Raw genomic sequence first — 19,210 nt, 5'->3', positions numbered from 1 at the left:
TTTCGGCTGATGAGGACGTCGCGAGGGTTGTGCTGGGGAGTCGCGCGGCGGAGTAGGTGTCCGCCGCGCATGCCCTGACGGCGTGGCACCGTGTCCTCGGTGTCCGGTAACGTGACCCGGCCGGGTCAGCGACCGCTCCCGGCCCGCATCCGACTCCCCGCCGGGGGAGCCAACGTAAGGGGACGGCGATGACCAGCGGACGCAGTGTTCTCCTGCTGGCCCACACCGGTCGGCCCGCGGCGATCCGCAGCGCCCACCTGGTCCACCAGAGCCTCACCCGGGCCGGGCTGACGGTGCGCATGCTCAAGGGCGAGGTCGAGGAGCTGGCGGCTGAGGGGTGCGCTCTGGCACCGGTCGAGGCGGTCGAACCGGCGGAGGCCGCCGAGGGTGTCGAGCTGGTCATGGTGCTTGGCGGTGACGGCACCCTGCTGCGCGCCGCCGAGATCGCGCGTCCGGCGGGTGCCCCCTTGCTCGGTGTGAACCTGGGCCATGTCGGTTTCCTGGCCGAGGCGGAACGCGAGGATCTCGGGGAGACCGTGCAGAGCGTGGTCCGACGTGACTACGTCGTCGAGGAGCGTATGACCCTCGACGTCGCGGTTCTCAACGGCGGTCGTGGTGACGGGGCGCCCCCGGTGCGGACCTGGGCGCTCAACGAGGCGACCTTGGAGAAGGGCGAGGCCCGCCGCATTCTTGAGGCCGTCCTGGAGATCGATGGCCGTCCGCTGTCCCGCTGGACCTGTGACGGTGTGGTGTGCGCGACCCCCACCGGGTCCACCGCACACGCCTTCTCCGCCGGGGGGCCGGTGGTCTGGCCCGACGTCGACGCGATGCTCGTCGTCCCGCTCAGCGCCCACGCCCTGTTCGCCCGTCCACTCGTGGTGGGGCCGGGTGCGACGGTCGCGTTGGAGGTGCTGCCGGACACGGCGCCGGGCGTGCTCTGGTGTGATGGACGGCGTATGGTCGAATTGCCCGCCGGGGCACGGATAGAGATCACCCGTGCGGACACGCCGGTTCGGCTGGCCCGGTTGCACCGGGCGCCGTTCACCGACCGGCTGGTGGCCAAGTTCGGTCTGCCGGTCGCGGGCTGGCGCGGGCGGGGCGAGCGCGACCGCTGAACCAGGACACGGTTCCTGGCACGTCGCGTACGCGCGTGCGGCGCGCGTGTGAACGCACAGGCGTCAACTATCAGGAGAGGGTTCGGTGCTGGAGGAAGTCCGCATCCAGGGGCTCGGGGTCATCGATGACGCCGTTCTGGAGTTGTCACCGGGACTGACCGTCGTGACGGGCGAGACCGGTGCGGGAAAGACCATGGTCGTCACCGGGCTCGGGCTGCTCTTCGGCGGACGGGCCGACCCCCAGCGTGTGCGCCCCGGCGCCCCCAGGGCGGTCGTCGAGGGCCGTTTGACGGTTCCCGGCGACGGTCGGGTGGCTTCGCGGGTCCTGGAGGCCGGTGGCGACATCGACGACGATGTCCTCATCCTCACCCGTGCCGTGTCGGCGGAGGGGCGTTCGCGCGCGACGATGGGCGGCCGGTCGGCCCCGGTGAGTCTGCTCGCCTACCTGGCGGATGACCTGGTCGCGGTGCACGGCCAGTCCGACCAGCAGCGTTTGCTGCGGGCTGACCGTCAGCGCTCGTCCCTGGACCGGTTCGCCGGGCCGGAACTGGCCAAGGAGCTGAAGCGGTACGCGGCGGCCTATCGGCGGCATCGTGAGGTCTCGGCCGAGTTGGAGGAGATCGTGCGTCGCGCCCGTGAGCGCGCACAGGAGGCCGATCTGCTGCGGTTCGGGGTGGAGGAGATCGAGGCGGCGCAGCCGCAGCCCGGTGAGGACGCCGAGCTCCTCGCGGAGGAGACCCGTCTGGCGCACGCCGACGGCCTGCGGGTGGCGGCCACGACGGCGCACGAGGCGCTGGTCGGAGACCCGGCCTCCGATGTGGAGGTCGACGTGGTCGGCCTGCTCTCGACGGCCCGGCAGGCGGTGACGTCGGTGCGTGAGCACGACGCGCGGTTGGGTGCGATCGGGGACCGTTTGGACGAGGCGTCCTACATCATCTCCGATGCCGCCACGGAGCTGGCCTCCTACGGGGAGTCGGTGGAGGCCGATCCGGCCCGTCTGGCGGCGGTGCAGGAGCGGCGCGCCCTGCTCACCCAGCTGTCCCGCAAGTACGGTGAGACGACTGACGAGGTGCTGGCCTGGTCGGAGAACGCGGCTAAGCGGCTCAACGAGCTGGAGGGCGACGACGAGCGGATCGACGCGCTGCGGGCTGAGGCCGACGACCTGTACTCCCGGTTGGAGGAGTCGGCTGGGGAGTTGACGCGGATCCGTGCCGAGGCGGCCGAGCGGTTCGGCGTGGCCGTGACCGAGGAGCTGACCGCGTTGGCGATGCCGCACGCGCGGGTGAGTGTGCGCATCCAGACGGGGGAGGAGTTCGGGCCGCACGGGCGCGACGATGTGGAGCTCCTGTTGGCGCCGCATCCGAGTTCGCCTCCGTTGGCTCTGCACAAGGGGGCCTCCGGTGGTGAGCTCTCCCGTGTCATGTTGGCCATCGAGGTGGTCTTCGCTGGTGCCGATCCGGTGCCCACGTTCGTCTTCGACGAGGTCGACGCGGGGGTGGGCGGTAAGGCCGCCGTCGAGATCGGTCGCCGTCTGGCCCGCCTGGCCCAGCGGGCCCAGGTCATCGTGGTGACCCACCTGCCCCAGGTCGCGGCCTTCGCCGATGCCCACCTGGTGGTGGAGAAGTCCACCGAAGGGCTGGTCACCGAGAGCGGTGTGGTCCGGTTGGACCGGGCCGGGCGGGTTCGGGAGCTGTCGCGCATGCTCGCCGGGTTGGAGGACTCCGAGCTGGGTCGGGCCCACGCCGAGGAGCTGCTCACCAACGCCGATCCGGAGCGCGCCTACCCGGCGGCCTGATCCGCGAGACCCCGTCCGGGCCCCGCTCCGATACCTGGTGCGGGGTCCGTGGGGTTTCCCGAGTTCCTTGCGCGGGCGGGTGCTGAGGGCACACTGACGCTGAGAACACGCCGACCGACCAGCTGTTATGACTCACAGTAAGTGAGTTCTGACAGTATGCGATCGATGAAGGTATCGGATGCGCTCAGCGCCACAGTCCTGCGGTTGCGCCGCTCCCGGGGGGACGCGCCCGCCGGGCTGGTCGCGCCTGTCCGTTCGGATCGCCGCACCAAGAACCTGACCAAACGGCTCCACCCCGGCGACATCGCCGTCATCGACCACGTCGACCTCGATCGGGTCAGCGCCGAGGCCCTCGTCGGGTGCGGTGTCTCGGCGGTGCTCAACGTCGCCCGCAGCATCAGCGGTCGCTACCCCAACCAGGGCCCCGAGATGATCGTCGCGGCGGGGATCCCGCTGGTGGACGACGTCGACCCCGAGGTGTTCACCCGGGCGCGCGACGGTGAGCGTCTGCGTCTGGACGGCGCCACCCTCTACCGGGGGGACGAGGTCATCGCCCGCGGCACCCTCCAGGACCCTGGGACGGTCGAGGCGGCCATGGCCGAGGCGCGCGCGGGCCTGGCCACCCAGCTGGAGGCCTTCGCCGCCAACACCATGGCCTACCTCCAGCACGAGCGCGACCTGCTGCTCGACGGTGTCGGTATCCCGGCCATCACCACCGGCATCGAGGGACGCCACGCCCTCATCGTGGTGCGCGGCTACCACTACCGCGAGGACATCGCGGCCCTGCGCCCCTACATTCGCGAGTTCCGGCCGGTGATCATCGCCGTCGACGGGGGAGCGGACGCGGTCATGGAGGCCGGGTACCGGCCCGACATCATCGTGGGGGACTTCGACTCCGTCTCCGACCGGGCGTTGGGCAGCGGCGCCGAACTGGTCGTCCACGCCTACCGTGACGGTCGCGCCCCCGGGCTGTCCCGGCTCACCGATCTCGGTCACACCGCCGTGGTCTTCCCCGCGACCGGGACCAGTGAGGACGTGGCGATGATGTTGGCCGACGGTGCGGGCGCCGCGCTCATCGTGGCCGTCGGCACCCACGCCACCCTGGAGGAGTTCCTCGACAAGGGGCGTTCGGGGATGGCCAGTACGTTCCTCACCCGCCTCCGGGTGGGCGGCAAGCTCGTGGACGCCAAGGGGGTCAGCCGCCTCTACCGTTCGCGGATCTCTCCGTGGGCTCTGTTGGGCCTGGTGGCCGCCTGCCTGATCACCATCGTCGTCGCCGCCTACAGCTCCCCGGCGGGCCAGGTCTACCTCACCTTCCTCGCGGCGCGCTGGGACGCGTTCTCCTACTGGATGACGGGGCTGTTCACGTGATCGACTTCCGCTACCACCTGGTGTCCATCGTCGCGGTGTTCCTCGCGCTCACCGTGGGGCTCGTCCTGGGTACCACCATGCTTCAGGACCCGCTGCTCAACACCCTCCAGTCGGAGACCGCCGACCTGCGCGGCCAGAGCGAGCAGCTGCGCGCCGAACGTGACGAGGCCGAGCGCGTCGGTGCGGGTGCCGACATGTTCGCCGAGGCCGCTTCCGAGGACGTGCTCGACCGTCGGCTCGACGATGTGGGGGTGGTCGTGGTGGCCGCCCCGGGGGCCGACGGTGAGGTGGTCGCGGCGCTGGCCGACCGGGTCGAGGAGGCCGACGGCGAGGTGGTCGGTCGTGTCGACCTCACCCCGGATCTGGTGGACGGTGACAAGGCGACCTTCATCGGAGAGCTGGCGGTCCAGGTCGCGCGCGACCCCGACCGGCTCACTGGAGGAGCCCACCACCGGGCGGGTACGGAGTTGGGCCGGGCGCTGGTTCGCGACACGCGTTCTGAGGACGACGAGGACGAGGACGAGGACGACGAGGGCGACGAGGGTGAAGACGAGGAGGCGGACGACCGGACGGCTGAGGCGGTGCTGGCCGCCTTCGCCGAGGGCGGGCTGGTCGAGCTCCACGGTGATCCGGCCGAGGCCGCCGACGCGGTGGTCGTGGTCGCGCCCGCGTTCGGTTCCGAGGGCGACTCCGAGGCCGCTCAGACCGCCCTGACCGCGTTCGTCGCCGCTTTGCGCGAGGAGGTCGGCCCCACGGTCCTGGCCGGGGACGCCGTCTCCGGCCAACCCGGCGGTCTCATCGCCCGAGCCCGCGCCCAGGAGTCCGCCTTCACCACTGTTGACCTGGCTGGGCGTCCGATGGGTGATGTGATCACCGTTTTGGCCCTGGCGGCGAGCCTGGAGGGGGCGGCCCTCGCCTACGGGATGGGCGAGGGAGCGGTGGGTTTCGTTCCCGACCCGCTGCCCGAACCGAGGCACACCGAGGATGAGGACTCCGGGGGGCGAGAGTCCGACGGGGCGGGGGACACCCGTTCGCGGGACGAGGCGCGCCACGCCGCCCGGGCCGGGGAGTGAGGCCGGTGGTGACGCGTCCGTCGTCCTCCGCCACCCCCGGTGGTCGGCCTTCGATCGTTGAGGTCCTCCTGTCCTGTGGGCGTCCCCTCAGCCAGGGGTTGGTCGGCGCCATGGCGGGGGCCGTGGCCGCCCGCGCCGCCTACACGCTGCTCACGCGGCCCCGGCCGGTCCGCGCGCCCGGGCCGTCGGCGAAAGCACCGGCCGGGGCTGAGGGGCCCGGGGAGGGGTCGGGCGCCGGAACCGTCGCGGACGAGCCGGACCCGTGGCGGCGGACCAACTTCCGGGGCCGATCCGTCACCCTGCAGGAGGGGCCCGCGCTCGCCTCGGGCGTGTGCGCCGCCAGCCTGGTCACTCCGGGGCTGACCCCGCGTGCGCGTGCCTCCTGTGCCCTGGCCGCCGCCGGGGCCGCCGCGTTCGGGGCCTACGACGACCTGTCGGGATCCCCCGCCGCGCGCGGGTTGCGCGGTCACCTGGGGGCGTTGGCCCGGGGGCGCGTGACCACGGGGCTGGTCAAGATGGTCGGTATCGGTGCCACGGGGGTGGCCTCGGCCGCGCTGCTGCGCCGGTCGGCGGCCGACACGCTCCTGGACGGGGCGCTCATCGCCGCCAGCGCCAACCTGGTCAACCTGTTCGACCTGCGCCCGGGCCGTGCGGCCAAGCTCGTACTGCTGGCGGCGGCCCCGGCGCTGGCCTCCCCGGCCGCGCCCCTGGTCGGTCCGGTGGTGGGGGCGTCGGCCGCGTTGCTCCCCGACGACCTGGCCGAACGCTCCATGCTCGGTGACGCGGGCGCCAACGCGCTCGGCGCCGCCCTGGGGGTGGCGGCCGTGGCCCGCGCGCCCAGACCGGTGCGCCTGGTGCTGCTCGGCGGGGCCGTCGCCCTGACCCTGGCCAGTGAGCGCACGAGTTTCTCCCGGGTCATCGACCGTGTGCCGGCCCTGCGCCGCCTCGACCGCTGGGGCAGGTGCGTGTGAGGGGAGCACGGTGCCCCGCGCCGCCCTCGGCCGCGAGGTGACGCGCGGCGTCGGCACGGCGGCGGCGGTCATCGCGCTGGCCACCGTCGGAGCGCGGGTGGCGGGCTTCGGGCGGACGGTGGTGTTCGCCCGGACGGTCGGAGACACCTGTCTGGGCACCGCCTACGTCACGGCCAACCAGCTGCCCGCGGTTCTGTTCGAGATCGTCATCGGCGGGGCGCTCGCCGCGATGGTCGTGCCGGTTCTGGCGGCCTCCGTGAGGCGGGACGACCACGAGCGGGTACGCCACACCGTCTCCGCGCTGATCACCTGGGTCCTGCTGCTGGCTGTTCCCCTGTCCGTGTTGCTCGCCGCCACCGCGGTCCCCGTGGTCGCGCTCATGCTGGGGCCGGTGAGCGGCTGCGACCACGCCGACCTGCTCGCCCTGGCCGCGCGCATGCTCGTCGTGTTCGCCCCCCAGGTGGTCTTCTACGGCCTGGCGGCGGTCCTGTACGGGGTGCTCCAAGCCCACCGCCGGTTCCTCGCGCCCGCTTTGGCTCCGCTCGTGTCGAGTCTCGTGGTGATCACCGCCTACCTCGTCTTCGTCCCTTTGGGGGCCGGAGGCCGCCAGGACGTGGGGGAGCTGTCCACGGCCGCCGAGCTCACGCTGTCGCTGGGGACGACCGCCGGGGTGGCCGCCCTGTTCCTCACCGTGCTCGGCCCGATGGCGGGGTTGGGCGTGCGTCCCCGCCCGCGTCTGACGTTCCCGCCCGGGGTGGGGGAGCGGGTCAGGGCGCTGGCTGTCGCCTCTCTCCTGCCCCTCGTGGCCATGCAGGTGTGTCTGCTGTTGTTCGTGGCCTTGGCCAACCACGGCGGCGGCGCGGGCGCGGCCGTGCTGCACACCTACGCCTGGGCTCTGTTCACCCTTCCCTACGGGGTGATCGCGGTCCCCGTCGCCACCAGTGCCTTCACGGCCCTGGCGGTGGCGCACGCCGACCGTGACCGGCAGGGGTTCGCCACCCTGGTCTCCGGTGCGGCCCGGGCCACGACCGTGGCCACGGCGGGAGCGGGCACCGCGCTGGCGGCGGGCGCCGTCCCGGTCGCGGTGGTCTTCGCGCGGGAGGACCCGTTGGCGCTGGAGCGGGCGCTGCTCGCCTACGCTCCGGGCGTGGTGGGGTTCGGTCTGGTGGCCCTGCTCGGTCGGGCGCTGTACGCCTCCCACGACGGCCGCCGGGCGGCCGCCGCCCAGGTCGCCGGCTGGGTGGTGGTGATGACGGGCGCGGTCGTGCTGGTGTGGGCGGTGCCCGCGGAGTGGACGATCGCTGCGCAGGGCGCGTCGATGACGGTGGGGCTCACCTTGGCGGCGGTCTTGTCGTGCGCGGGTTCGGCGCGTGCGCATGGACGGGCGGCGCTGGCGGGGGTGGGCCGGTCGGTGGTCGCGTCCCTGGTGGGAGGCGTCGCGGGGTGGGCCGTGGGCCGTACGGTCGCGGCGGTGTTGCCCCTGGACGACGTGTGGCGGGCCGCGGGTTCGGCGATGGTGGCCGCAGGGGCCGGGTTGGTGGTGTTCGCGGTCGTGGCCGCGTTGGTGGACCCGTCCGCGCCGCGGGCGGTGGCCACCCGTGTCAGGAGCGTACGAGAGGGCAGGAGGGCAGAGCGGTGAACCGCAGGATCGCGCTGGTCGTCGGGACCAGCACCGGAGGGGTCGGGCGGCACGTGCGTTCGCTGGCCGAGGGGTTGCGCGGGCGGGGACACCGGGTGGCGGTGCTCGGGCCGGCCTCGGCCGACCGGGCGTTCGGGTTCACCGGGGCGGGGATCCGGTTCGTGCCGGTCCCGATCGGTGCCGCCCCGTCGTTGGGTGACCCGGGGGTCGTCCTGCGGTTGGGCGCTCTGGTGAGCGGAGCGGATGTCGTGCACGCCCACGGGGTGCGGGCGGGGGCACTGTGCGCGTTGGCGGGGGCGTCGCCGTTGGTGGTGACGGCGCACAACGCGCCGCCGTCGGTCACGGGGCCGTTGTCGTTGGCCTATCCCGTGCTGGAGCGGATCGTGGCTCGGCGGGCGGAGGTGGCCCTGGGTGTTTCGGGTGATCTGGTTCGGCGGCTGCGTGCGGCTGGGGCACGTGAGGCCCGGATGGCGGTGGTGGCGGCGCCCGCGGTCGGGGATCCGTTGAATGGGCGTGAGGCCACGCGGGCCGATCTGGCGGTGAGTCCTGAGCGGCCGCTGGTGCTGACCATCGGCCGGTTGTCCGAGCAGAAGGGGTTGGACACCCTGCTGGCCGCGGCGCCGTCGATCGCCGAGCGGCGTCCCGAGCCGGTGGTGGCGATCGCCGGGGACGGGCCGTTGTGGGGGCGGTTGCACGACACGGCGGCCGAGCTGAAGGCGGACGTGCGCATGCTCGGTCACCGCTCGGACGTGGCCGACCTGTTGGCGGCGGCGGACGTGTTCTGTCTGTCCAGCCGGTGGGAGGGGCCGTCGTTGGTGATCATGGAGGCGCTCCGGGCGGGGTTGCCGGTCGTGGCCACGCGGGTGGGCGGTATCCCTGACCTGTACACGGGGACGGTGCTCATGGTGCCGCCGGACGACCCGCGTGCCCTGGCGGCGGCGGTCGGGCGGGTGCTGGACGAGCCGGAGTTGGCCGGGGAGTTGCGTGTGCGCGCGCGTGCGGCGGCCCGGAACCTGCCGACGGAGGAGGACGCGGTGGCGGCGGCCGAGGGCGTGTACGCGGCGGTCGCGCGTCGGGGCGTCTGACGTGCCGGCGGGGTCTGGGACGTGCTCCGAACCCCGGTGCATGGTGAACGCCACCCTGTGGCCGACTTCCCTCCGTGGGTATTTGATGACATGCTGGGTGCGGGCCGGGTTTCGCACTCATGTCGTGAGGTGTGCCTCGGTACCCTCGTATGTCACGTGAGGGGAGTATCCCTGTCGCGGCGGGGCCGTCATCACGGAGCACAGTGTCGTGTTCCCGGTTCCGTCGGTTCGTGCCGACGTCGGGCGAACGGGAGAGACCTCCGGTAGTTCGACGTGCGCGCAGTGCTCCCGCGCGCACCGACCGGAGGAGTTTCCGACCGTGAGCGTTCCCCTGTGGGTCTGGGCCGTCACCATTTTGGGTATGGTCGCCGTCCTGGCGATCGACCTGGCCATCGTCGACCACCCCTGGAGCAAGAAGAGCGGCCCGAAGGAGTTCGGGGTCCGTCAGGCCGCCTGGTGGGCGGCCTTCTACGTGGGTGTGGCCGTCCTGTTCGGTTTCGGCCTGATGTACTTCGGCGGTTCGACCGCCGGCGCGGAGTACTTCGCCGGGTTCATCACCGAGAAGAGCCTGAGCGTCGACAACCTCTTCGTGTTCTACCTCCTGATGGGCGCCTTCGCGGTGCCCCGGAAGTACCAGCACGAGGTCCTGCTCATCGGCATCGTCATCGCGCTCGTCATGCGCGGTTTCTTCATCATCCTCGGCGCGCAGGTGATCAACGCCTGGAGCGAGGTCTTCTACCTGTTCGGCGCCTTCCTCATCTACACCGGTTACAAGATCGTCCGTGACCACGTGAAGGGTGACGAGGAGGAGAAGGACTTCACCCAGAACCCGGCCGTGCGCCTGGTCAAGCGCTTCTGGCCGGTCACCGACGACTACCACGGCGCGCACATGACCGTGAAGCTGGACGGCAGGCGGCACGTGACCCCGATGCTCCTGGTCATCGTCGCCATCGGCGTCGTCGACCTCGTCTTCGCGGTCGACTCGATCCCGGCCATCTTCGGGCTGACCCAGGACGCCTACATCGTCTTCACCGCCAACGCCTTCGCGCTGCTGGGTCTGCGCCAGCTCTACTTCCTGCTGGCCGGTCTCATGGACAAGCTCGTCTACATCAGCTGGGGCCTGTCCGCGATCATGGTCTTCATCGGTGTGAAGATGATCCTGCACGCGCTGCACGAGAACGGCGTGCACGCCCCGGAGATCGGTATCGGCACCTCGCTGACCGTGATCATCGGCCTCATGGCGGTCACGATCGTCGCCAGCCTGGTCAAGGCCCGTGCCGACGCCCGCCGCAGGCCCGCCGTCGAGGCGGCGGCGGAGGAGGACGCCGCGGCTGACCGGTCCTGACCGCTGGCGGAGAGGGCGGTGCCGCGGTCCTTCCCCGGTCAGGGCGCTGGGCGGGTCCGGTTTTCCGTCCAGGTTCTCGAAAACAACCAAATTCGAACGCCTGTTCGTCTATAGTGGTGGTGCCCGACGTGGAGTCGTCCGGGCGCCACCACTTCCTCGAGGTGGAAGAAACCGCCGCCGGTGGTCGTTAGTCTTGTCGGACGGGAGGGACCGCGGGGCCCGCGTCCTCTTCCCACCCCCTTTCGCGCGCCCGGTTCCCGGGCCGGGGCGGCCGATTGATCGTCCACCGGACCGCGAAGCCCACACACGGGTCAGCCGACGTCGCGCGACGAGGTCGCGTCCTGTGCGCCCAAGCCGAAGGATGTCTCACTCGATGGTCGAACAACTGGTAGTCCGGGGAGCACGCGAGCACAACCTCAAGGACGTCTCGCTGGACCTGCCACGCGATTCCATGATCGTGTTCACCGGCCTGTCCGGGTCCGGTAAGTCCTCCCTGGCCTTCGACACGATCTTCGCCGAGGGACAGCGGCGCTACGTCGAGTCCCTTTCGGCCTACGCCCGCCAGTTCCTGGGGCAGATGGACAAACCGGACGTCGACTTCATCGAGGGCCTCTCGCCCGCGGTGTCCATCGACCAGAAGTCCACCAGCCGCAACCCCAGGTCCACCGTCGGCACCATCACCGAGGTGTACGACTACCTGCGGCTGCTGTGGGCGCGCGTGGGCGTGCCGCACTGTCCTGAGTGCCGCCGCGAGATCGCACGGCAGACTCCGCAGCAGATCGTGGACCGGGTCCTGGAGATGACCGAGGGCACCCGCTTCCAGGTGCTCGCCCCGGTCGTGCGCGGCCGCAAGGGCGAGTACGTCGAACTCTTCAAGGACCTGCAGACCAAGGGCTTCACGCGCGCCGTCGTCGACGGCGCCGCCGTCCGCATGGACGAGCCGCCCAAGCTCGGCCGCTACGACAAGCACGACATCGCGGTGGTCGTGGACCGCCTGAGCGTCAAGCCCTCCGCCCGGGGCCGCCTCACCGATTCGGTGGAGACCGCGCTCAAGCTCGCGGGTGGGACCATCGTCCTGGACTTCGTCGACCTGCCCGAGGACGACGTCGATCGGGAGAAGGTCTTCTCCGAGCACCTCTTCTGCCCCTATGACGACCTGTCCTTCGAACAGCTCGAACCGCGCTCGTTCTCCTTCAACGCCCCCTACGGCGCCTGCCCGGACTGCTCCGGGCTGGGCACCCGGATGGAGGTCGACGCCGACCTGCTCGTTCCGGACCCGGAGAAGACCCTGGCGGAGGGGGCCGTCTCCCCGTGGACGGGCGGCACCAACTCCGGGTACTGGGACCGCATCCTCACGGCCCTGGGCGAGGCGATCGGCTTCGACCTGGACACCCCGTGGGAGCGGCTGCCGCGCCGCGTGCGCAAGGCCATCCTGGAGGGCCACGACACCCAGGTCCACGTCACCTACCGCAACCGGTACGGGCGCAACCGCTCCTACTACACCGAGTTCGAGGGCGTCATCCCCTGGGTCAAGCGGCGCCACTCCGAGACCGAGAGCGACTGGGGCCGCGAGCGGCTCGAGGGCTACATGCGCACCGTGCCCTGCCCCACCTGTGAGGGAACCCGTCTCAAGCCGGTGGTGCTGGCCGTGACGGTCGGCGGCAGGTCCATCGCCGAGGTCGCGCAGATGTCGCTGAGCCAGAGCGCCGCCTTCCTCGCCGACCTCAAGCTGTCCGAGCGGGACATGGTCATCGCCGCCCAGGTGCTCAAGGAGATCAACGCGCGGCTGGGCTTCCTGCTGGACGTGGGGCTCGACTACCTCAGCCTGGCGCGCTCGGCCGGTTCGCTCTCCGGCGGCGAGGCCCAGCGCATCCGCCTGGCCACCCAGATCGGGTCGGGCCTGGTCGGTGTGCTCTACGTCCTGGACGAGCCGTCCATCGGCCTGCACCAGCGCGACAACGCCCGGCTGCTGGAGACGCTCCAGCGCCTGCGCGACATCGGCAACACGCTGATCGTCGTCGAGCACGACGAGGACACCATCCGCGCCGCCGACTGGGTGGTCGACATCGGTCCGGGCGCGGGTGAGCACGGCGGCCACGTCGTGGTGTCGGGCATCGTGGACGAGCTGCTCACCTCCCCTGACTCCATGACCGGCGACTACCTGGCCGGACGTCGCTCCATCGCGCTGCCCGCCTCGCGCCGCCCCCGCACCAAGGGGCACGAGCTCGTCGTGCGCGGGGCGCGGGAGAACAACCTCGACGGGGTCGACGTCACCTTCCCGCTGGGCGTGTTCACCGCCGTGACGGGCGTGTCCGGGTCGGGCAAGTCCACGCTGGTCAACGAGATCCTGTACAAGGCGCTGGCCAAGGAGCTCAACGGGGCGCGCGACGTCCCCGGGCGCCACCTGCGGGTCAACGGCACCGGCAAGGTGGACAAGGTCGTGCACGTGGACCAGAGCCCGATCGGCCGCACCCCGCGCTCCAACCCGGCCACCTACTCCGGTGTCTTCGACCACATCCGCAAGCTGTTCGCGCAGACGACCGACGCCAAGACGCGCGGCTACCAGCCGGGCCGGTTCTCGTTCAACGTCAAGGGCGGCCGCTGCGAGGCGTGCTCGGGTGACGGCACGCTCAAGATCGAGATGCAGTTCCTGCCCGACGTGTACGTGCCGTGTGAGGTGTGCCACGGCGCCCGCTACAACCGGGAGACCCTCCAGGTGCGGTACAAGGGCAAGAACATCTCCGAGGTGCTCGACATGCCCATCGCCGAGGCCCTGGAGTTCTTCGAGCCGATCAACGCCATCCGCCGCCACCTGCAGACCCTCACCGACGTGGGGCTGGGGTACGTGCGCCTGGGCCAGCCCGCCACCACGCTGTCCGGCGGTGAGGCCCAGCGGGTCAAGCTCGCGGCCGAGCTCCAGCGGCGCTCCACCGGGCGGACGGTGTACGTTCTGGACGAGCCCACCACGGGCCTGCACTTCGAGGACATCCGTAAGCTGCTGGGTGTGCTCAACCGGTTGACGGACACCGGTAACACGGTGATCGTCATCGAGCACAACCTCGACGTCATCAAGACCGCGGACCACGTGATCGACATGGGTCCCGAGGGCGGTTCCGGGGGCGGCCGGGTGGTGGCCCAGGGCACTCCCGAGGAGGTCGCCGCGGTCGCCGAGTCCTACACCGGCCAGTTCCTGGCCAAGATGCTCTGAGTCGCCGCGAACCGTCCAGGAGGTCGGACACCGCATGAACCAGCCACCCCCGGACCCGCACTGGAGAGCGCCCCGGGAGGGGTACCCGTACCCGGGCACCCCGGGAGCCGGGGGGCGGCCCGGCCCTGCCGGGCCCGAGGAGCGGCTGTACCCGCTGGCGACCTGGTGGTCGCGGGTCCTGGCCCGCGCCGTCGACATGGTGGTGGTGGCGCTGCCCGCCCTGCTGGTGGCCCTGCTCCTGGCCCTCGTCTGGCTGGGGGCGCTCAACCTCCTGGGCGGTTCCGGTGACGGCCCGCGCAGGTACGGGTACTTCCTGGCCGTCACGTTCTTCGTCCTGTACACCGGCTACGAGACCCTGGCGGTGGCCCGCTGGCAGCAGACCCTCGGTAAGCGGTTGGTGGGTGTCAAGGTGGCGCCCGCGGCCGGTGCGGGCCGCCTCGGCCCGGTGCCCGTCGCGGCCCTGACCGTCCGGGCCGCCCTGTTCGGCCTGCCCGTCCTGCTGTTCGCTCTGCCCAGCGTGCCGCAGTGGGCCGCCCTCATGGTCGTGGTCCTGCTCACCGGTGGGATGGCCGCCTGGGACCGGCCCAACCAGCAGGGGATCCACGACAAGATCGCCGGGACCGTGGTGCTGGACGTGCGCTGACCCCCGGCACGGCGGGCTTCGGAGCGGGCGGGGCCACCCCTGGTCAGGACCGCCCACAGCGCACCTACGCAGGTGGGAAGCACGGGCACAACCCCGCTGCAACCCTGACATGAAGGAAGGTCCCAGCCTAGGCTGGCAGTGCACACTCCCCAGCCGAAGACGGGACCTTCGTTATGGACGAGGCCATCAGGATCGGCCCCGAGCTCAAGGAACGCCGAGAAGACGCCGGACTCACCCAAGAAGCGCTCGCCGACCGGGCAGGCGTCTCGGCCGACTACGTGGGCCGCCTCGAACGCGGTGCCCGGGTCGGCTCACTACCCAGCATCGTCAAGCTTGCCCGAGCCCTGGACTGCGACCCCGGTGACCTCATCCGCAAACGCGCCCGCCTGACCCCCGTGGGCACCTCCTCGGTGATCGCCGTACGCAACGCGATCTTCGACCCCCAGCTCCTGTTGCCCGACCGCCCTCAAGGTCGCCCGGCCTCCCCCGAGGAGCTGATGCGCACGGTCCGACGCGGCTACGGGGCGTACTTCGCAGGAGAGTTCGGAGCACTCGCCGCACTCGTACCCGACCTGCTCCGAGACTGCCGGATCGCCGAGTACGAACACGGCACCTCCGCCGTCGCGGCACCCTACGCACACGCCTACGACCTCGCGAGCGCCCTGCTGGTCCACACCGGCAAGGTCGACGCCGCACTGACCGGTGTGGAACGCGCGATCATGATCGCTCGCCAAGGCGATGACCCCTACCGCCCCGTGAGCTTCACGGGCACCTACGCGTGGGTGCTTTTGCACATGGGCCGCTACGCCGAAGCTGAGGATCTCGTGGTGCGTGCAGCCGAAAGCGTCGCTCCGAGAATGGGTGACCGCGACCAAGCACGGATCGCGGCATGGGGCGGGCTGCTCATGCAGGCCGCAGTGCTGGCGGGATCAGACGCTCACCGATCGGACGCGGACCGGCTCTCGTCTGCGCGACAGTTCCTGCGAGACGCTCGGTCGGCTGCTGTTCAGATGGACCAGGACTCGCGCCGGTACTGGATCAGCTTCGGTCCGACCCAGCTCGCGGTCCAGTCGGCGCACATCTACACCGTCCTGGGCAAGCCCGCCGAGGCACTCAAGGCCGCTGGGAAGGTGGACGCCCGGCAGTTGCTGTCAATCCAGTACGGGCGGCACCTGCTGGATGTGGCGAAGTCTCAGTCTCTGCGTCGTCGGACTGATGACGCCATCGAGACGGCCGCGCAGGCGCAAGCCCTGTCGCCGGAGTGGTTCCGGCACCAGAAGTTCGGAGCTGCGCTCACCGAAGAACTGCGGCGGCGTAAGGCGCGGATGAGCGACCCGTTGGCGGGGCTCGTGTCCGCATTCCGCACCACCAGCGAGTAACTCGGACGGAGCGTCCGGGTTACTGACACGTCACTCGTGAACCCGGACGCTCTGTCCCTGGGAACTCCATCGAACTCTGCGTAGCGTCTCCCTCACCTACCAGTGAGGGAGGTCCACGATGGCGCGAACACGCGCGCTCGAAAGGGAGTCGCTGCACGGCCCATGGCCCAGCGACCACGGCAGTGAGCAGCGGCTGGGACAGTTGCGGCGCACGTACCCCGGATGGCGCTTCTGGCGGTCCAGGGACGAGGACCAGTCAGCCCGCGAGTGGTGCGCCGTACGTATCACCACCCCCGCCTCGGGCAGGCCGCAGGAGCTGACCGCTGACACCTACGACGACCTCGTGCAGCAGCTGGAGGCGTCGTGACGCACCGACCCCGGCAGAAAACCGAACCGGTGGCACCGGCAAGGCCGCGGTTGGTGGACGACCGTGACCGTCAGGTCGCCCAGTTCCACAGGGAGTTTCCGGGCTGGGAAGTGTGGAAGTCCCCCGGCTGGTGGTGCGCCCTGCGAACCGGCGCGGACAACGGTCTCGTCGGTGTCACCGCAGCGAGCATCACCGAACTCCGTGTGCGGCTCTTCGAGGCGCTGAGGGTCACGTCAACAGCGACGCACCAGTGAAGCCGCCTACCGCGTTGCGCACCTGATCCCCGTCTCCGTTCGGATCAGGCCCCAACCACATTGAAACGGCCCGGCGGTGCAGCGAACACCCCGGGCCCGGTCTACCTGAAGAGGCAGGCAGACATGAAGATCGTACTGTTTTCACGACACCGGTCGCGCCGAGTCCGGCGCTACACCCGCCCCTCTGCCCCGGCCGCCCGCGTCCGGGCCCACATGGCCTGGCCTGGCGGCGACCTCGCCCCGCTCTCCCCGGCCGTGAAGATCCTGCTGCGAGGCGCCGCATGATCGACACCGACATGGGCGACCTGCTCGCCTCGATCCGGGACGCGCTCACCCTCCCGGCCGCGCCGACCGACACCGGCCGCGCCGACCGGGACGCCTTGGAGCACACCCGCGCCGACGCCGTCCGCCAGGCGGTCGACTACGCGGCTGGAACTGGCGACCTGACCGGCGCGGTCGATCTGCTCGACAACGCGATCGCGGCCTCGCCGATCACCTACCAGACCGGGCACGAGCGGGTGCCCCGCCAGGGGGTGGTGGCGCGATGAAGCACCGACGCATGGTGTGCGACATTCGTGAGCTGCCCGACGTGTCCGCCCTCAAGCAGTGGGCCGCCGAGCGTGGCACCGTCGTCCACTACCTGGGTCCCGATCTGAAATGCCACGCGGTCTACGCCGCAGCCGTAGGGCCGGTGATCCGGGTGGCCCGCTCGCGATACCGGGATCCGCACCCGCACACGCTCGTGTGGGAGTCCCCCTTGGAGAACCTGCCGGATGCCGTCGCGGCGGTCTGAGCCGGGTGCGGCCCCTGCCCCCGGCCGGGGCCGCACCCTCCCCCGAGGAGGGAACGGTGGACGGAGCTACCCGGTGCACTGGTACCGCCAGCGGGCAGCACGACTACATCCCGGACCCACCCGGCGCGCAGGATCGGATTCGCACCGCGACCTGCCGCCACTGCCGAGACGTCCTGACCGTGACCAGATAAACCCCGCAGACGGATGAGTCCGTCAGCCGAGACGGAGATCCGCCCCGATAACGGGCACCACCACAGACCCCGCGTGCCTGGCTGGTTCCGACCCAGGCACGCGGGACCAAGCGCCGTCCCCCTGCGGGAACGGTGCCCGCCCAGTAGGGATCACCCGCTGGGCAACCGTCAACACCAGCAGAAGAGGAGAACGCGGTGAACGACTTCACCCCACCGCCCACGAGCGAGCAGGTGACCGGCCTGTTCCTCGCGACCCGCCGCGCGGTCGTGCAGACCCCGGCGCAGAGCCACGAGTACAAGAAGTCCTCGGGGTCGGGCGACGCCGCCCACACCTACGACACGACCGCCCGCTAACCACCTGACCCGTTGAACGACGCACGCCCCGGAGTAGCGCCCATGCTGCGATTGCAGTTGACCCCTTACAGCGAGAATCCGACCTGGCACTGGTCCGGGGCGTGCTACAGCACCCTGGACACCCGCAGCCGCATCGAGCCCTTCGACCACCCGATGGTCGAGCACCTGGCCGCGACCGACGGACGGCGCACCCTGCTCGTGGTCCGCGAACGCGTCGCCGACCGGGCGGTCTGCGATCCCGAGGTTCGCGACCTCACCCCCGCCGAGTACGACCAGGCCCGCGACGCCGTCACCGGCTGGCCGACCGACGTCGTCCTCGTCGAGACCGAACCCGACCGGCCGGTGCGCGTCACCGCCGGTTCGGCCCGGACAACTCCGCTCTACCTGGCCACCGACGGCACGGCCCTGGTCGGGTCGTGGGACATGGCGGACCTGCGCGCACACGCCACCGGGCTCAACCCCAAGGAGGTCTCTCGGCTGCTGATCTACCGGCCCCGCTACTCGACGGAGACGCTGTACCGGGGTGTGCACCGGCTCACCGAGCGCGCGACCGCGCACTTCGGCGGGCACTTGTGGATCACCTATCCCGATCCCGCCCTGCACCGCACGCCTCGTGACTTGGCACCGGATGCCGACGTCTTGGGGGCGTTCATTTCGACCATGGACACGGCGATGGACCGCCGCCCCTGGGCGGAGGAGACCACGCTGTTCCACCTGACCGGCGGGTTCGACTCGGGCACCGTGGCCACCCGCGCGGCCGAGCGGTACCCGGGCCGGTTTCCCACGGCAACGCTGTTGATCGGCGGTCCTGGGCGTGAGCAGCAGATCCGGCGTCGCGCCGAGATCCGCGACCGTGTGCGGTTCGCCGACTCGGACCTGGTCGTCGACGCCATGCGGTACCTGCCGCTCTCGCCTGACTGCCCCTGGGTCAACGGCCGCGTGGTCAACCCCACGGAGGAGCCTTTGCACCGGCCGTTCGTCGAGATGGCACGCTCGATCGCCGCCGCTGGGGCCCGCACCGTCGTGACCGGCCTCGGGGGAGACGAGATGGTCGCCCTCACTCAGGAGGAGGAGCCCCACAAGGGGCTCGGCGAGATCACCGACGCGCAGATCCTCTCGTGGGTCGGCCCGCGGGTTCCGAGCGTGCTGGAGTTCGCCGACGACGGCATCGCTCCTCCTGCGTTGATCAACTCCATGACGTTGCTGACGCTGGAGACGACCGCCCCGGTACTTCTCAAGCATGGACTGTGGCCGGTGCACCCGTTCGCGGACCCGGACATGGTGGCGCTCGGCGAGCAGCTCCCGTTCGCTTGGCGTGAGCTGAAGCAGCTTCAGCGGCGTCGCTTGGCCACGCTCGGGATGAGTGACGACGTCGTGTATCCGGTGGAGCGGGAGAGCTTCGCCGAGGTCGTCGAGTACGCCCTGACCACCTACGCACCCAAGCTGTTCGCTCGTATGCTGGCCGAGGGTTCAGTGCTGTTCGATGAGGGTTTGGTGGACCCCGACGGGCTGCGTACCGCGGTCGACCGTCTGACTCCCGGGCGCTACGTCGAAGAGCGCGACGCGAAGATCCTGGAAGTGTTGAGCCTGCACCTGTCCGCCACCGCCTTCCTGCACTGAGAGAGGA

General features: G+C 71.1%; 17 protein-coding genes. All 17 read left to right on the top strand.

Annotated features, from left to right (window positions below; translation table 11 throughout):
* Positions 1-188: 188 nt before the first annotated feature.
* The 17 genes from KIK06_RS12295 to KIK06_RS12215 all read left to right on the top strand — a co-directional run bounded on the left by KIK06_RS12295 (position 189) and on the right by KIK06_RS12215 (position 19,203).
* The gene (locus KIK06_RS12295) at positions 189-1,115 is read left to right on the top strand and encodes an NAD kinase (protein ID WP_268643242.1); all 927 of its coding nucleotides are present in this window, start codon (positions 189-191) and stop codon (positions 1,113-1,115) included.
* 85 nt (positions 1,116-1,200) lie between these two features.
* Positions 1,201-2,910 carry a DNA repair protein RecN gene (recN, locus tag KIK06_RS12290; RefSeq protein ID WP_017602156.1) on the top strand — a complete coding sequence of 570 codons (1,710 nt, stop codon included), beginning with the start codon at positions 1,201-1,203 and terminating at the stop codon, positions 2,908-2,910.
* Positions 2,911-3,075: 165 nt separating this feature from the next.
* Positions 3,076-4,281 (top strand): putative cytokinetic ring protein SteA, encoded by a 1,206-nt coding sequence (steA, locus tag KIK06_RS12285; protein ID WP_268643241.1) that lies wholly within the window; start codon positions 3,076-3,078, stop codon positions 4,279-4,281.
* Entirely contained in the window at positions 4,278-5,354 is a 1,077-nt protein-coding gene (locus tag KIK06_RS12280; protein WP_268643240.1) for a copper transporter, read from the top strand. Before steA ends, KIK06_RS12280 begins: the two co-directional genes overlap by 4 nt.
* Before the next feature lie 5 nt (positions 5,355-5,359).
* Positions 5,360-6,325: a hypothetical protein gene (locus KIK06_RS12275; RefSeq protein WP_268643239.1), complete on the top strand. Its 966-nt coding sequence runs from the start codon at positions 5,360-5,362 to the stop codon at positions 6,323-6,325.
* Positions 6,326-6,335: 10 nt separating this feature from the next.
* Entirely contained in the window at positions 6,336-7,964 is a 1,629-nt protein-coding gene (murJ, locus tag KIK06_RS12270) for a murein biosynthesis integral membrane protein MurJ (RefSeq protein WP_268643238.1), read from the top strand.
* Positions 7,961-9,049 carry a glycosyltransferase family 4 protein gene (locus tag KIK06_RS12265; protein WP_268643237.1) on the top strand — a complete coding sequence of 363 codons (1,089 nt, stop codon included), beginning with the start codon at positions 7,961-7,963 and terminating at the stop codon, positions 9,047-9,049. Before murJ ends, KIK06_RS12265 begins: the two co-directional genes overlap by 4 nt.
* A gap of 319 nt (positions 9,050-9,368) precedes the next feature.
* Positions 9,369-10,394: a TerC family protein gene (locus KIK06_RS12260; protein ID WP_268643236.1), complete on the top strand. Its 1,026-nt coding sequence runs from the start codon at positions 9,369-9,371 to the stop codon at positions 10,392-10,394.
* A 373-nt stretch (positions 10,395-10,767) separates the two neighbouring features.
* Positions 10,768-13,602 carry an excinuclease ABC subunit UvrA gene (gene uvrA, locus KIK06_RS12255; protein WP_268643235.1) on the top strand — a complete coding sequence of 945 codons (2,835 nt, stop codon included), beginning with the start codon at positions 10,768-10,770 and terminating at the stop codon, positions 13,600-13,602.
* Between the two features lie 34 nt (positions 13,603-13,636).
* Entirely contained in the window at positions 13,637-14,245 is a 609-nt protein-coding gene (locus tag KIK06_RS12250; protein WP_268643234.1) for an RDD family protein, read from the top strand.
* A 173-nt stretch (positions 14,246-14,418) separates the two neighbouring features.
* A complete protein-coding gene (locus tag KIK06_RS12245; RefSeq protein WP_268643233.1) occupies positions 14,419-15,624 on the top strand; it encodes a helix-turn-helix domain-containing protein in 1,206 nt (401 codons plus the stop codon).
* 118 nt (positions 15,625-15,742) lie between these two features.
* Positions 15,743-15,991 (top strand): hypothetical protein, encoded by a 249-nt coding sequence (locus tag KIK06_RS12240; RefSeq protein ID WP_268643232.1) that lies wholly within the window; start codon positions 15,743-15,745, stop codon positions 15,989-15,991.
* 53 nt (positions 15,992-16,044) lie between these two features.
* Positions 16,045-16,245 carry a hypothetical protein gene (locus KIK06_RS12235; protein ID WP_241479766.1) on the top strand — a complete coding sequence of 67 codons (201 nt, stop codon included), beginning with the start codon at positions 16,045-16,047 and terminating at the stop codon, positions 16,243-16,245.
* A gap of 281 nt (positions 16,246-16,526) precedes the next feature.
* A complete protein-coding gene (locus KIK06_RS12230) occupies positions 16,527-16,793 on the top strand; it encodes a hypothetical protein (protein ID WP_268643231.1) in 267 nt (88 codons plus the stop codon).
* Complete coding sequence (locus tag KIK06_RS12225; RefSeq protein WP_268643230.1) at positions 16,790-17,038, top strand: hypothetical protein; 249 nt, start codon at positions 16,790-16,792, stop codon at positions 17,036-17,038. Before KIK06_RS12230 ends, KIK06_RS12225 begins: the two co-directional genes overlap by 4 nt.
* A gap of 386 nt (positions 17,039-17,424) precedes the next feature.
* Positions 17,425-17,583: a hypothetical protein gene (locus tag KIK06_RS12220; RefSeq protein WP_017602384.1), complete on the top strand. Its 159-nt coding sequence runs from the start codon at positions 17,425-17,427 to the stop codon at positions 17,581-17,583.
* A gap of 42 nt (positions 17,584-17,625) precedes the next feature.
* Positions 17,626-19,203: an asparagine synthase-related protein gene (locus tag KIK06_RS12215; RefSeq protein WP_268643229.1), complete on the top strand. Its 1,578-nt coding sequence runs from the start codon at positions 17,626-17,628 to the stop codon at positions 19,201-19,203.
* Positions 19,204-19,210 lie beyond the last annotated feature (7 nt).

This window comes from Nocardiopsis sp. EMB25 (assembly GCF_026797795.1).
GTDB classification, from domain to species: Bacteria; Actinomycetota; Actinomycetes; order Streptosporangiales; family Streptosporangiaceae; genus Nocardiopsis; species Nocardiopsis lucentensis.
This window is presented reverse-complemented; position numbering and strand designations above follow the sequence as displayed.

Bases quoted from the DNA above. Each gene is read 5' to 3' on its own strand.
- KIK06_RS12295 (WP_268643242.1), top strand. From the start codon at position 189: ATGACCAGCGGACGCAGTGTTCTCCTGCTGGCCCACACCGGTCGGCCC.
- steA (WP_268643241.1), top strand. From the start codon at position 3,076: ATGAAGGTATCGGATGCGCTCAGCGCCACAGTCCTGCGGTTGCGCCGC.
- uvrA (WP_268643235.1), top strand. From the start codon at position 10,768: ATGGTCGAACAACTGGTAGTCCGGGGAGCACGCGAGCACAACCTCAAG.
- KIK06_RS12250 (WP_268643234.1), top strand. From the start codon at position 13,637: ATGAACCAGCCACCCCCGGACCCGCACTGGAGAGCGCCCCGGGAGGGG.
- KIK06_RS12245 (WP_268643233.1), top strand. From the start codon at position 14,419: ATGGACGAGGCCATCAGGATCGGCCCCGAGCTCAAGGAACGCCGAGAA.
- KIK06_RS12240 (WP_268643232.1), top strand. From the start codon at position 15,743: ATGGCGCGAACACGCGCGCTCGAAAGGGAGTCGCTGCACGGCCCATGG.
- KIK06_RS12230 (WP_268643231.1), top strand. From the start codon at position 16,527: ATGATCGACACCGACATGGGCGACCTGCTCGCCTCGATCCGGGACGCG.
- KIK06_RS12225 (WP_268643230.1), top strand. From the start codon at position 16,790: ATGAAGCACCGACGCATGGTGTGCGACATTCGTGAGCTGCCCGACGTG.
- KIK06_RS12215 (WP_268643229.1), top strand. From the start codon at position 17,626: ATGCTGCGATTGCAGTTGACCCCTTACAGCGAGAATCCGACCTGGCAC.